General features: G+C 61.3%; 14 protein-coding genes and 4 tRNA genes. 9 read left to right on the top strand and 9 right to left on the bottom strand.

Going from position 1 to position 13,276, the window contains the following annotated elements; all coding sequences use genetic code 11:
• Positions 1-207: 207 nt before the first annotated feature.
• The 4 genes from L8U60_RS07070 to L8U60_RS07085 form a co-directional block, all read right to left on the bottom strand.
• Positions 208-283, bottom strand: a tRNA-Arg gene (locus L8U60_RS07070).
• Between the two features lie 120 nt (positions 284-403).
• Complete coding sequence (gene mgtE / locus L8U60_RS07075) at positions 404-1,762, bottom strand: magnesium transporter (RefSeq protein WP_269965666.1); 1,359 nt, start codon at positions 1,760-1,762, stop codon at positions 404-406.
• 89 nt (positions 1,763-1,851) lie between these two features.
• Positions 1,852-1,927: transfer RNA gene (locus tag L8U60_RS07080), tRNA-Arg, on the bottom strand.
• 1 nt (position 1,928) lies between these two features.
• Positions 1,929-2,018, bottom strand: a tRNA-Ser gene (locus L8U60_RS07085).
• A gap of 67 nt (positions 2,019-2,085) precedes the next feature.
• Between L8U60_RS07085 and L8U60_RS07090 the strand changes: the two genes are divergently transcribed.
• From L8U60_RS07090 to L8U60_RS07100, 3 genes are all read left to right on the top strand, one after another.
• Positions 2,086-3,117, top strand: a complete 1,032-nt coding sequence (locus tag L8U60_RS07090) for a histidinol-phosphate transaminase (RefSeq protein ID WP_269965667.1) — start codon at positions 2,086-2,088, stop codon at positions 3,115-3,117.
• A 33-nt stretch (positions 3,118-3,150) separates the two neighbouring features.
• Entirely contained in the window at positions 3,151-3,534 is a 384-nt protein-coding gene (locus tag L8U60_RS07095) for a phage holin family protein (RefSeq protein ID WP_269965668.1), read from the top strand.
• A 142-nt stretch (positions 3,535-3,676) separates the two neighbouring features.
• Positions 3,677-4,546, top strand: coding sequence for a GDSL-type esterase/lipase family protein (locus tag L8U60_RS07100; RefSeq protein ID WP_269965669.1), 870 nt, complete (start codon positions 3,677-3,679; stop codon positions 4,544-4,546).
• A gap of 144 nt (positions 4,547-4,690) precedes the next feature.
• Here L8U60_RS07100 and L8U60_RS07105 read toward each other — a convergent pair.
• Positions 4,691-4,778 (bottom strand) — tRNA-Ser (locus tag L8U60_RS07105).
• 68 nt (positions 4,779-4,846) lie between these two features.
• Between L8U60_RS07105 and L8U60_RS07110 the strand changes: the two genes are divergently transcribed.
• Positions 4,847-5,809: an NAD(P)H-quinone oxidoreductase gene (locus L8U60_RS07110; RefSeq protein WP_269965670.1), complete on the top strand. Its 963-nt coding sequence runs from the start codon at positions 4,847-4,849 to the stop codon at positions 5,807-5,809.
• A 7-nt stretch (positions 5,810-5,816) separates the two neighbouring features.
• Here the strand turns inward: L8U60_RS07110 and L8U60_RS07115 are convergent, their stop codons facing one another.
• Positions 5,817-7,037 (bottom strand): aminotransferase class V-fold PLP-dependent enzyme, encoded by a 1,221-nt coding sequence (locus tag L8U60_RS07115; protein WP_269965671.1) that lies wholly within the window; start codon positions 7,035-7,037, stop codon positions 5,817-5,819.
• A 194-nt stretch (positions 7,038-7,231) separates the two neighbouring features.
• On the opposite strand from L8U60_RS07115, the gene wzm reads away from it, so the two are divergent.
• The 3 genes from wzm (at position 7,232) to glfT1 (ending at position 9,979) form a co-directional block, all read left to right on the top strand.
• Positions 7,232-8,080, top strand: a complete 849-nt coding sequence (gene wzm / locus L8U60_RS07120; RefSeq protein WP_269965741.1) for a galactan export ABC transporter permease subunit Wzm/RfbD — start codon at positions 7,232-7,234, stop codon at positions 8,078-8,080.
• A gap of 30 nt (positions 8,081-8,110) precedes the next feature.
• Positions 8,111-8,929: a galactan export ABC transporter ATP-binding subunit Wzt/RfbE gene (wzt, locus tag L8U60_RS07125; RefSeq protein WP_269965672.1), complete on the top strand. Its 819-nt coding sequence runs from the start codon at positions 8,111-8,113 to the stop codon at positions 8,927-8,929.
• Between the two features lie 117 nt (positions 8,930-9,046).
• Entirely contained in the window at positions 9,047-9,979 is a 933-nt protein-coding gene (gene glfT1 / locus L8U60_RS07130; protein ID WP_269965673.1) for a galactofuranosyltransferase GlfT1, read from the top strand.
• Between the two features lies 1 nt (position 9,980).
• On the opposite strand, the gene L8U60_RS07135 is transcribed toward glfT1, so the two are convergent.
• The 3 genes from L8U60_RS07135 to L8U60_RS07145 are packed head-to-tail and all read right to left on the bottom strand — an operon-like array spanning position 9,981 to position 11,502.
• On the bottom strand, positions 9,981-10,442 hold the full coding sequence (locus L8U60_RS07135) for a GtrA family protein (protein WP_269965674.1): 462 nt from the start codon (positions 10,440-10,442) through the stop codon (positions 9,981-9,983).
• A gap of 60 nt (positions 10,443-10,502) precedes the next feature.
• The gene (locus tag L8U60_RS07140) at positions 10,503-11,012 is read right to left on the bottom strand and encodes a plasmid pRiA4b ORF-3 family protein (RefSeq protein ID WP_269965675.1); all 510 of its coding nucleotides are present in this window, start codon (positions 11,010-11,012) and stop codon (positions 10,503-10,505) included.
• A 19-nt stretch (positions 11,013-11,031) separates the two neighbouring features.
• Positions 11,032-11,502, bottom strand: a complete 471-nt coding sequence (locus L8U60_RS07145; RefSeq protein WP_269965676.1) for a hypothetical protein — start codon at positions 11,500-11,502, stop codon at positions 11,032-11,034.
• A 44-nt stretch (positions 11,503-11,546) separates the two neighbouring features.
• Between L8U60_RS07145 and L8U60_RS07150 the strand changes: the two genes are divergently transcribed.
• A complete protein-coding gene (locus L8U60_RS07150; protein WP_269965677.1) occupies positions 11,547-11,768 on the top strand; it encodes a hypothetical protein in 222 nt (73 codons plus the stop codon).
• A 58-nt stretch (positions 11,769-11,826) separates the two neighbouring features.
• Positions 11,827-13,242: a decaprenylphosphoryl-beta-D-ribose oxidase gene (locus tag L8U60_RS07155; RefSeq protein ID WP_269965678.1), complete on the top strand. Its 1,416-nt coding sequence runs from the start codon at positions 11,827-11,829 to the stop codon at positions 13,240-13,242.
• Positions 13,243-13,276: the final 34 nt, after the last annotated feature.

Raw genomic sequence — 13,276 nt, forward strand, 5'->3', positions numbered from 1 at the left:
GCTCCGGTAACTATCAAATAGTAGAAATTTTCTACCAGCGATTTCATCCGAGCCAGTTTTTCGCGATGTAAATTTTTACACAACCCAGTGAAGGAAAAGCGCCCAAGGACAACCCTCGCCCCCTTTACCCTTAACCCCCTTAACCCTTAACCCGCATAAACCATGGGGGCTAATGCGAAAACCCGCACGTGAGTGCGGGTTTTTCTTTGGTGCGCCCGGAGGGATTCGAACCCCCAACCTTCTGATCCGTAGTCAGATGCTCTATCCGTTGAGCTACGGGCGCGTCCGCTGCTTTGCTGATTCACTCCGTTCACCACAGTGCCAGCGTTTGCAACGAGGTACAACGCTACACCACCCTCCAAAGAAGGCAAAATTGCCTGTTCAGGGCACCAAACTAAGGGCCCTAAAGGCCAAGGACGGATGTAGCGATGAGGAAGTAGATCACCAGACCGGTTGCATCGCAGAAGGTGGAGATGAACGGGTTGGAGAACACGGCAGGGTCAGCGCCAACAGTCTTGGCCACGATGGGCATGGCACCGCCAACGGTGGCGGACATGGTGCACACGGACAGGAGGGTCGTGCCGATGATGATGCCGATCTCAATGCCAAAGAACACCCAGGCAGCGAGGAACCCGAGGAAACCGAGAACGGCACCGAGCATGAGGCCCACGCGGACCTCGCGCCACATGACTTTGAGGATGTCGGACTTGTGCACGTCGCCGAGCGCCAAAGCCCTGGTCACGGTGGTGGCGGCCTGGTTGCCGGTGTTACCACCGGTACCGGTCAGCAGCGGGATGAACAGGGACAGCACCACGGCCTTTTCCAGTTTCCCCTCAAAGACGTCCAGCACCTGGACGGTCAGTGACGCGGAGACCGCCAGGACAAGCAACCAGACGATGCGGGACTTGACCAGTGTGATCAAGGGCGTGGCCAGATACGGGGTCTTGAGTGCCTCCGAACCACCCTGGCGGGCGGAGTCCTCCGTGTCCTCACTCTCAACAATGTCCTGGGCCTCATCGAAGGTGAAGATGCCCACGAGCTTGTCGTTGGAATCCACCACCGGCACTGCCAGCAAGGACAGTGGCAGGAACCAGCGGGCGGTTTCTTCGGCATCGTCGTTGACGCTCACGGTGGGGCTGTCCACAACCAGCTCAGACATTTTCACGTCATCGGCCGCGAGGAACAGGTCGCGCATCTTCACAATGCCCTGCACATAACGGGCACGGTCAATGACTGGGAGGGTGTACAGCGTTTCCAGATCTTCGTGCTGCGCACGCAGGAGATCACACACCTCACGGGCGGTCATGTCCATGTAGATCTCTGCGATCTCTGGCGACATAGCGCGTCCGACGGTGCCGCGCTCATAGCCCAGGACAACGTTGGTGTACTCCTGGTCAGACTCGTCCAGTTCGCGCATGAGGCGGGCGGCGACTTCGGGCGGAAGCTCGTCGATAAGCATGGCCCTGTCTTCCGCACCGAGGTCCTCGAAGAAGGACCCCACGCCGTCGCTGCCCAGCGCGTGCACCATTGCTGCCTGGTGGTATGGATCGAGCGCGTCGAAAACAAGGCCCGCGCGCTCCGGCGGCAGAAGACGGAAAATCACAGCACCGCGCTTCAGCGAGGTGCGTTCAATCAGGCTGATGATGTCATTGAGCTGAGCTCCATCGAGCAGCTCCGAGATCTTTTCCGCATTATGACTGCGAAGGTAATTCTCTACCTGCTTTTCAAGCTCATAAACATCGAACTGTTCAACCGCAGCCATAGCGCGCCCCCTTTTTTTGAGGTGACAATTAATCCGGAAAAGGTCGGAGAAAATGATCCACAGCCAGCTTACGCACGCCCAAAAAAATTTGGTGCGCCCGGAGGGATTCGAACCCCCAACCTTCTGATCCGTAGTCAGATGCTCTATCCGTTGAGCTACGGGCGCATGGCGGAGATGACAGGATTTGAACCTGCGGACCTCGTGAAAGGTCAACTCCTTAGCAGGGAGCCCCAATCGGCCACTCTGGCACATCTCCAGACCGAGATACAGACTACCTACAATCTGTCAGCCAACCAAAACACCGCGCGCTAGACTTGCGCACCATGATCCGCCCTGACCTTGATGCCATTCCCGCTTATGTCCCCGGCACGTCGGACCCCGATGCGCTGAAGTTGTCCTCCAACGAGGTTGCCGGGGCGCCGTTGCCCGCGGCGGTGGAGGCGATGACGCGTGCTGCACTCGGCGCCAATAGGTACCCGGATATGGGCGCATCCAAGCTGGTCAACGCACTCGCGCACCACCTGGGGGTGGAGCCTGCCAACGTGGCGGCCGGTTGCGGCTCGTCCGCGCTGTGCCAGCAGCTCGCGCAGGCCACATCCACGCCAGGCAACAGCATTGTCTTCCCGTGGCGCAGCTTCGAGGCGTACCCCATCTTCGCGCGCATCTGCGGCGCGGAGCCACGTCCTGTTCCTTTGCTTATCGACGGCTCCCTCGACCTCCCCTCCATCCTCTCCGCCATCGATGACACCACCTCCTTGGTGTTCATCTGCAGCCCCAATAACCCATCGGGTGCTGTGGTGACCGCGGACGAGTTTGCTGAGTTCATGGCGCAGGTGCCTTCACACGTGACCGTGGCGTTGGATGAGGCCTACTTCGAGTTCGTCCGGGACCCACATGCCGTCAACGGCCAGGAGATCTGGCGCGAGTACCCGAATGTTGTGTGCCTGCGGACCTTCTCCAAGGCGTACGGCCTGGCGGGCGTGCGCGTGGGATATGCCTTTGGCAACGCGGAACTGATCACCGCCATGAACAAGGTGGGTGTGCCGTTCCAGGTCAGCGCGGTGGCGCAGGCTGGCGCGCTGGCATCTCTGGAGCACGGCGATGAGCTGTTGGCCCGTGTGGAAGACACCGTGGATGTCCGCGATGAGGTGGCGGACCACATCGGTGCGGAGCGCTCCCAGGCCAACTTCGTGTGGCTGCCCGCCCCGGATGCGGGGTGGGCACCGCGTGTGGCCGCCGAGCTGGCTTCACATGGCGTGCTCACCCGCGCCTTCCCGGAAGGCCTGCGCATCACCGTGACTAACCGCGACGAGGCTGAGGAATTTCTGTCAGCATGGGATGTTGTTAATAAGTAGACATTCCTAAACCCCATTCAGAAAGGTTTCATCATGCCCCGTTTTCTCATTGATGTTCTAGCTACCGTCGCCGCCCTATGGTTGGTCGTTCAAATTGTTCCGGGTGTAGACATCCTCGGCGGCTTCTGGGCATTCGTCTGGGTTGCGCTGGTGTTCATGTTCGTGAACGCGTTCATCTCCCCCGTGGTGCACCTGTTCAGCTTGCCACTCAAGATCCTCACCTTGGGCTTGTTCTCCCTGATCGTGAACACGTTCCTGTTCTCCCTGACCGGTTGGATCTCCGACGGCCTGGGCAACGGTTTGCAGATCTCCGGCTTCTGGGCTGCCTTCTTCGGCGCAATCATGATGGCGGTGGCGTCCTGGATCGTGGAGCTCATCTTCGAGAACATCGGTGTGAAGAAGGACAAAACCAAGTAACAGCGCCAAATAAGCGTCAAGTAAGCGCCCCCGCAGGGGCCTTGACCCCATTCACTTCAGTCACATTCGTATAAATGTGTAACAATATGCTGTCGGACGTGTAGTATCGCCGACAATACAACCTGAAGTGAAGGGACAACTCATGCGTTTTAGCCGCCTTTCCAAGGCCATCGCTGCTGCATGCCTCAGCGTCGTCTGCTTCGGCGCAGGCAGCGCTGTGGTGACCACCGCGGATGCAGCACCCAATGGCAACCTGGTCGCTTTCGGCGACTCTTACACCTCCAACCCCGATGAACTGCGCAACACGTTGAAGAACGTGCAGATCCCGGACATTCAGCACTTCGTGTGGGGCACCTACCCCAGCCGTGATGGCTGCCTCCAGGCGCCGAACAACTGGCCGCGCCAGGTTCAGCGCTTGAGTGGCATCCCGGTGGCGGACTACTCCTGCACCGCTGAGTCCTCCCACGTGCTCACGGACAAGGTGAACCTCGCCATCCGCAACGGTGACATCCACCCGGGCACCCGTGCTGTCGTCTTCGCGGTGGGCATCAATGACTACGGCCCGTACGGCATTGGCCGTGGTGCGACCCCGTTCGATCAAAACAAGATGCGCGCAGACTTTGTCCGCAACGTGGTCTCCGCCACCAACCGCGTGCGTTCCGTTGCCCCCAACGCCAAGATCCTTCTGCCGGGCATGCTCGCTGTCACGGAGCCGTACGGCGTGCAGTCCCTGTGCTTCCTGAACGCCATTCCGAATCTGGCGCTTGGCTTCCCGTTCCCGCTGCTCCAGCACGTGGAGAACCTCAACCGCGACAACCAGCGCGCCGCCGCTGCTGCCGCACGGATCACCTACATCGAGAACAAGGATCCGTCTGCCGGCCACAACACCTGCGTGCCGGCAGACACCCGCTGGGTGGCTGGCATCGTGGACACCACCAACCACAACATGTCCCTGCACCCGACTGAGGCGGGTTCCCGCTTCATGGCGGAGCAGGTCATCCGTCACCTCTAAGGCGCCATCCGAGAAATCTCACCTCACAGAAACGGCGACATGGGGAAATGCGAGAGCATCTGCCTGGAATCGGTAAGAAAAATCGAGTGACGCCAATGAGAAAAGTGCCCGTCCGGTAACACACCGGGCGGGCACGAAATGTTTTGGCGGAGACGGCGGGATTTGAACCCGCGGAGGTGTGACCCTCGCTGGTTTTCAAGACCAGTGCATTCGGCCGCTCTGCCACGTCTCCTTGCTACCACTGGCAGCAAGCACAAACTTTACAACACAGGGCGCGCTACCCAACTACCCTGGGTGGGCATGAAAGCAATCACGGTGACTAATCCTGACAATCCGCGATCCCTTGAACTGACTGAAATTGCGATGCCGGAGATTCAGTCCGGTGAGGTGCTGGTGAAGGTCGCAGCCGCCGGTGTAAACCGCGCTGACCTGGTGCAGGCTGAGGGGAAATACCCGCCGCCACGTGGTGAATCAGAAATCATCGGCCTGGAGTGCACCGGCACCATCGTGGATGCCGGGGACACCGGCCGCCAGGTGGGCGAGGAAGTGGCTTGCCTGCTGGCTGGGGGTGGCTACGCGGAGTACGTCGCAGTGCCGGAGGGCCAGCTCATGAGCATCCCGAAGGGACTCACCCTGACGGAAGCCGCCGCGGTGGTGGAGGTTGCCACGACCGTGTGGTCCAACTTGGGCATGCTCGCCGGCGTGCGTGAGGGTCAGCGTGTGCTCATCCACGGCGGCTCGGGCGGCATCGGTTCTTTTGCCATCCAACTCTGCAAAGCGCTCGGCGCCGAGGTTGCCGTCACGGCCGGTTCCAACGCGAAACTGGACTATTGCCAGGAGCTCGGGGCGGACATTTTGGTGAATTATCGGGAGGAGGACTTCGTCGATAAGCTGCACGGCTCGTGCGATGTCATCCTGGATGTGGTCGGCGGGCCGTACCTTGAGGACAACATTAAATCGCTGGCCACGGACGGAAAACTCATTGTCATCGCGGTGCAAGGCGGGCCGAAGGGCGAGCTCAGCCTGGGCCGCATGATGCCGCGCCGCCTGTCTGTCCACGCGACCACGCTGCGTGCCCGCCCGCGCGAGATGAAGGCCGAGATTTGCCGTTCGACGGAGGAGCACGTGTGGCCACTCATTGAAAGTGGGGCCATCAAGCACCAGCTCACTAAGGTTTTTAAGCTTGCCGACGCCGCGTTGGCCCACAACCACCTTGACTCCGGTTCCGCGACCGGCAAGATCGTGCTAACGGTCAACGATTAGTCGACCACTAGGCAAGGGAGGCCACTACGCGGATGAGCTGCTCAATGTCCGCGTAGGTGTTGAAGGGGCCGAGCCCCACGGTGACTGCGCCGCCCATTTCTTCCAGCCCCATGTCTGTGAGTAAGGGCGTGGGGGTGGCCAGGGTGGTCACGATGCCATTGTCGAAGAGGCGCTCATACACCGTTGCCGCGGGCACCCCCTGTACGCCGAAGGTCAGGCGTGGCAGGCGCTCTGTGCTGGCTTCTGCCGCGGCTTCGCCCGTGGCGCCGAGGATGTGCACCGCCGGCCAGGTGCCTAGGAAGGTGTAGAGGTCATCCCGGAGACTGCGCAGGTAGGACGACAATTCATCCATGGATGCCACCAGGCGTGTCCGGCGGGTGCTGCGCCCTTCCGGCGCGGGTACCAGGCTGGCCAGATGGTCCACCACGGCGGACACACCGCCCGCCAAACCCGGTGCGAGGCCCAGACCGGCCAGGCGCAGCGGATCGATGGAAAGGCGCTTGAACATGGCGCTGTCGCGGAACACCAGGGCTGCGATTTGGGGGCCACCGATCTGGCCAAGGTCGACGCCGATGACGTCGGCGCCCCAGGCGTCGAAATCAATGCAGTAGTACGGGGCGTAAGCACTGGCGTCCACGACTACCCATGCGCGGGACCTGTCGCGAACAATGTCCACAATGCCCGCCACATCCGTGACGGTGCCCAGCTGCGGGTGCGCTGCCGGCAGGGCGATAAGCCGGGATGTGCCGTCCACGAGCTCCTTGTACTGCCACGCGGGCAGTTCGCCGGTGCCTAGGTCAGCGTGCGCCGTGCGGATCTGCACGTTCGCGGTGCTCAACGTGGCGGTGAGTTCCGGCCGGTCGAGCGGGCTGACAATGAGCGAGGAATCCTGCCTGAACTGCGGTGCCATCGCCGCGACGAGTGCTGCGTACAGTACCGGCAGACTTGGCCCGAGCACGATGCGGTCGGCGCTTGCACCCACGAGATCGGCCACGGCGTGGCGCGCACTGGCCAACAGGTTGTCACCCTCCGGCCGCCCCAAGGATTGGCGCGAGTGCGTGCCGGTGCGCCCTTCCGGCGCGGGCACAGACGGAGCCAGGCGGAAGGAGCGTGACACAGCCGCGGAGACACGCTCCGGAATCTGGGGGCAATCGTGCGCATTTAGGTAGGTCCACCCGTCCGATAAAGAGGTGTAGAGGCCGCGCACGCTGGCGACGTCGTAAGCCATTGCACCTCTCTTTCTCCGGACTCATCGATGATTTTTCGTGTGGTGGTCATTCAACACCACCCACACACCCGCAACAAGTATGCACCCCAACGGGCGGGCCGTGCATCCACGCCCCTTAACCCGTTTTCGGCGCTGCTGCCATTAGGGTGATACTCGTGCACGACAACAAGCAATTGCTTGCCGACGTCACCCGCATGACGTCCGGCCCCAACGAGAACACCCCGGCTTCCACGTCCCAAAGCTTTGGCGCGGCAGCCGGTGACCTTGCGCGCGGATGGGGCCAGTACGAGCTGTGGCTCCAGCTCGGCTGGCAGGACATCAAGCAGCGCTACCGCCGTAGTACGCTCGGCCCGCTCTGGATCACCATCGCTACCGGCGTGATGGCCCTGGCGCTGGGTTTGCTGTACTCGATGCTGTTCCAGATCTCCGTGCGGGAGTTCTTGCCGCACGTGACCGTGGGTTTCATCGTCTGGGGTTTCATCTCCGGGTGCATCAAGGACGGCTCGAACATCTTCATTGAGAATGAAGGCCTGATCAACCAGCTGCCCTCTGCCCTCTCGGTGCATGTGTATCGCCTGGTGTGGCGCCAGATGCTGTTCTTCGCGCACAACATGGTCATCTGGCTCATCCTGGTGCTGGTTTTCCGCCTGGACCTGGGGTGGGACGTGTTGTTGTTCGTCCCTGGTTTTGCGCTGTTGGTGTTGAACGGGGTGTGGGTGACCATGCTGTTTGGCATCGTCGCTACGCGTTTCCGCGATGTGGCACCGCTGCTTGAAGCTTTGGTGCAGCTGCTGTTTTATGTCACGCCGATCGTGTGGACCACGGAGACCCTCAAGCAGCAGGGTGGTGAGGTGGCGCAGCGCGCTCGTATCGCTGAGCTGAACCCGCTGTACCACTACCTTGAGATCGTCCGCGCGCCCCTCATTGGCAAGGACGTTGCCGCCTACCACTGGTGGATCGTGCTTGCCTTCACCGTTGTTGGCCTGTTGCTCGCCCTCGTTGTCATGCGCCAGTGGCGCTACCGAGTCCCCTACTGGGTGTAACGGCGTTACCGCCACAGAAAGGATTTTCGGATGGTTTCCATTGACACCTACAACGCCTGCGTTGACTTTCCTATCTTCGACGCCAAGTCCCGCTCCCTCAAGAAAGCCGTGATGAGCTCCGCCGGCGGTGCGATTGGGAAGAACGCGTCCAACACCGTCGTCGTCGAAGCGCTCAAGGACATCAACCTGCACCTGCGTGAAGGCGACCGCGTGGGTCTCGTCGGCCACAACGGTGCTGGCAAGTCCACGCTGCTGCGCCTGCTGTCCGGCATCTACGAACCCACCCGTGGCGTCGCCGATGTCCGTGGCCGCGTGGCCCCCGTCTTCGACCTGGGCGTGGGCATGGACCCGGAGATCTCCGGCTACGAGAACATCATCATTCGCGGTCTCTTCCTTGGACAGACCCGCAAGCAGATGAAGGACAAGATCGACGAAATCGCGGAATTCTCTGAGCTGGGCGATTACCTGAACATGCCGCTGCGCACCTACTCCACCGGTATGCGCGTGCGCCTCGCCCTTGGTGTGGTCACCTCGATTGAGCCGGAGATCCTGCTACTCGACGAGGGCATCGGCGCCGTTGACGCCGCCTTCATGGCCAAGGCCCGTGTCCGCCTGGCTGAACTCGTGGAGCGCTCCGGCATCCTCGTCTTCGCCTCCCACTCCAACGACTTCCTCGCCCAGGTGTGCAACACCGCCCTGTGGGTGGACAAGGGCCAGATCAAGAAGGCTGGGCTTGTCGACGAAGTCGTGGAAGCCTACGAAGGCCCCGAAGCCGGCCAGTACGTCCGGGATCTGCTGGTCCGCTTTAATGAGGAAGAGAAGTCTGAGGGCAACAATCGAGAAATCTGACGCTATAACTCTCATAGGTTTATCCACTAACTCCCCTACCTGCCTTTTTTCAGTGCGCACGACAGACCCCTTGTCAGATATCTCGAACGGCTGCCGGGTAGTGGCACAATGAACCCCATGAACTCCCAAGCGCCAGCGGCATCACCGGTGTTGGACCCCAACGGCACAACGGCGGCGGTGATTGTCACCCACAAGAGGGTTGAGCTGCTCAAACACTCTCTGGAACAGGTGGTGGCGCAAACGCACCCGGTGGACTGGGTGGTCGTGGTGGATAACGGCGCCGAGGATGAGGTCCGCGAGCTCCTCACTGAACTCGCGGGCGATAAAGCGGTCTACCTGGCCTCCCACACCAATCTGGGCGGTGCTGGTGGTTTTGCCTATGGCTTCCTGCACGCTTTGGCGCTGGGCGCGGACGCCATTTGGTGCGCTGACGATGATGGCCGCCCCGCCGATGAGCATGTTCTGGAGACGCTGTACCGGGTCGCGCAACGCGAGCAGCTGTCAGAGGTGTCGCCGGTGGTGTGCAACATCGATGACCCGAACAAGCTCGCCTTCCCCCTGCGCCAAGGCCTGACATGGCACCGTCGCCGGGATGAGCTGGAAGGGGATTATCTTCCCCAGTACGCCAGCCTGTTCAACGGCGCGCTGATTAGCGCGAAGGCGATGGAGCGGATCGGTGTACCGGATTATCGGCTGTTTATTCGGGGGGATGAGGTGGAGTATCACCGTCGATTAGCGCAATCGGGCCTGAACTACGGCACGGCGCTGACCACGGCGTACCTGCACCCGGACGGCTCCGCGGAATTCCACCCAATCATGGGCGGCCGCGCGCACGCGCAGTGGCCGGACAATGACACGAAGCGGTATTTCACCTACCGCAACCGCGGCTACATCATTAACCAACGCGGCATGCAGAAGATGAAACTGCAGGAATTGGTGCGCTTTGGCTGGTTCTTCCTTATTCAGCGCCGCAGCCCGGCGGAATTCAAGGAGTGGCTGAAGCTCCTACGCATGGGTGCCAACGAGGACTTCCAGCGGCCCGGCGCCTAAATTAGCGGGTCGGTTCTTCCTCGATAACCACGCGCGCAGGCTCATTGAAGATGAGCACGCGCTGCAGAACAAAGTTGGTCACCGTAGCCACACCCTGGGCGATAACGAAGGACACGCCATCCTTCCACGGATCCACCAAGCCCAACGCGATGAGCGGGCCATCGGTGACCCAGTACAACAGCGTTTGCACACCAAGGGTGGACAGGTAGAGCACAAGAACGGCAAACGCGCGTTTGCCGGTGATCTTCGCTTCAAACGTGAACTTGGAGTTCAACAGGTACGCCGCCGCGGTGCCGAGGCACCAGCCGAAAATCTTCGCGGTCACGCGGTCAAGCCCGACGGCGTGCGTGAGCAGGTAGGTCAGCCCGAAGTCGAGCACGGCACAAAAGATGCCGACGATGATGAACCGCACGAGCTGCTGCTTGGCGCTAGTGGGTTGCGAATTTTCAGGCTTGGTTGACACGCCGGACAACCTTACCGGTAACCCGCTCACCACAGAAGTAGGCGGGTACAGGCATGTCTCTCAGTCTCTTCCAGTGGTGGCGTGGAGCTGATCATTGATGGCGGCGATGTCGAAGGGGTGGCCACCAAACTCCCCGTCGCCCGCCACGCACAAAGCACGCGGGTTGGCGGTGTCCCGCGGGAGCACATCACTAAGCACGAGGGTGAACTGCCACAGACCCCAGTGGAAGAAGAGGATATCCCCGGGTTCGGTGAGGTAATCACCGATCGTGGTGGTCAGATCCAAGCGGCCACTGTCGTCGTGCTGCTGGGTAAAGCGTGCGGGGGCCGAGCTATGGCTGGGAACCGTAAAGGCAATGTCCAGAGCCAGCTGTACGTCTTCGAGCGTGCTATCCGCATCCACGCCGAGGTACCGGATGACCTCCTCATCCGCCCGTTGGGTGGCGCAGCGGATCAACAGTGTGCGCGCCTGGGTGGATTGGTCGCCGCGGAGAAACGCGCGGGCTGCATCAAGATCGACAACAGCCGCCACCTGGTCGTGGCGGTGTAGGCGATGCAGCATGCTGGACATGCCCCCAGCCTAATGAGATTTAGGAAGCGTTGACGCGGGCATCAATTTCAGTGGCGGCAAACAGCAAGGCCGCACCGCCGAGACCCAGGAGGGTGTACGGGCGCTTCGCACCACGACGACGCAGAGCTTCTGCCATCTTCTTATCCGCGGCAATGCTCAGGCGAATGCTACCGATGAGCAGCGCAGTGCCACCAGCAAGGAGCCCCCACGTCTTGGCAGGGCTGCCAGTGCCAGAGCTGCGCTCGACGGTGGCGGTGAGGTCATTGCGCGGATCCTCATCAAACGCATTAAACGCAGCCACCGTTCCCGTGAACGCAGCAGCGAGACCCACCCACGACGCCACGCGCGCCGGCGTGGAGTGCACATAATCCGGCACCGCCGTGAAAGCACCAGCAAAAGCGGCCTGCAGCAAACGGCCTCCAGTGGTGTTATCCAGCGCGTTGTAGTCAACGCGAGTTTCGCCCGTTACGTCTTGAATCGTCTCCGTCATGGGCGCCATCTTAGCGGCCAGCGTGATCCAAGTAGGCTGTGCACATGGCCAATACTGAGGACACCCCGCACATCTCTGCTCAGCTCGTCAACGTTCCGTTGAATGACTTCATGGCACGCCTTGTCGCCCAGGAACTTCCCATTCTGGACAGCACGAGCCGCGGCATTGTTTATGACGAATTGCGTGCGCACGAAGCCGCAGGCAAACCAGTGATCACCTGCCAGGAGGAACTCCCGGAGCGCATCCGCGAGATCATGGAGCTCTAAGCCCCACCCCCAACGCGCCTGACCGGAAACATGTTTTTCCACTAGTAGGCTGGGGCGCATGGAATTGATCACCAGCACTCAATCGCTGCATGGCTGGGGCCGCACTGCCCCGTCGACAGCACACGTCCTGTCCACGGCTGACGTTGACCTGATTAAGAAGGCCGTTGCGCAGGTTGCGGACGAAAACTCGACGCTGCCGGAGCACAAGCGCCGCGGCGTCATCGCCCGCGGCATGGGCCGGTCTTACGGTGATCCGGCGCAGAATGGCGGCGGACTCGTCGTGGATATGCAACCGCTCAACAAGATTCACTCGATCGACCCGGAAACGGCGATCGTCGATGTGGATGCGGGTGTGACGCTGGACCAGCTGATGAAGGCCGCTTTGCCGTATGGCCTGTGGGTTCCGGTGCTGCCGGGCACCCGTCAGGTGACCATCGGTGGTGCGATCGGCCCAGATATTCACGGCAAGAACCACCACTCCGCGGGCTCCTTCGGTGACCACGTGGTGTCGATGGAGCTGCTCGTGGCCGATGGTCGTGTGCTGCACCTTGAGCCGGAAGGCTCCGCCGATGACCCGGACGGCACGCTGTTTTGGGCAACCGTCGGTGGCATGGGACTGACCGGCATCATCCTGCGCGCACGCATCGAGATGACGCGCACGGAAACCGCCTACTTCATCGCGGATACGGTGCGCACCAACACCCTCGACGAGACGATCGAAGAGCACTCCCACGGCCAGGAGGAGGGCTACACCTACTCCTCTGCCTGGTTCGACGCGATTTCCGCACCGCCAAAGACGGGCCGCTCCACCATCTCCCGTGGCTCCCTGGCCACCCTGGCTCAGCTGGAGGAATACGCACCGAAGCTGGCCAAGGATCCGCTGAAATTCTCCGCACCCCAGCTGATGACGGTGCCGGACATCTTCCCGTCCTGGACCATGAACAAGCTGTCCCTCATGGCCATCGGTGAGGCCTACTACCGCATGGGTGCGCCCAGCAAGAACGACATTTTGAACCTGACGCAGTTCTACCAGCCGCTGGACATGATCGCGGAGTGGAACCGTGGCTACGGCAAAGCCGGCTTCCTGCAGTACCAGTTCGTGGTGCCCACGGATGCCGTTGATCCGTTCAAGCAGATCATCTACGACATTCAGGCCTCCGGCCACTACACGGCCCTCAACGTGTTCAAGCTGTTCGGCGAAGGAAACCGCGCGCCGCTGTCCTACCCGATGCGTGGCTGGAACGTCTGCGTGGACTTCCCCATCCGCAACGGGCTGAACGCCTTCCTCGACCGCCTGGATGAGCAGGTCATGGAGTTCGGCGGCCGCCTCTACCTGGCCAAGGAATCCCGCACCTCCGCGGAGAACTTCCACTCCATGTACCCAGAGATGGGCAACTGGCTGGAAACCCGCCGCACCATCGACCCGACCGGCGTATTCGCCTCCGACATGTCCCGCCGCTTGGAGTTGAATTAATTCAACTCCAAGGAGGAGTGAATAGATTCAGCCC

The sequence above is a fragment of the Corynebacterium meitnerae genome, assembly GCF_027570075.1.
Classification (GTDB): Bacteria; Actinomycetota; Actinomycetes; order Mycobacteriales; family Mycobacteriaceae; genus Corynebacterium; species Corynebacterium meitnerae.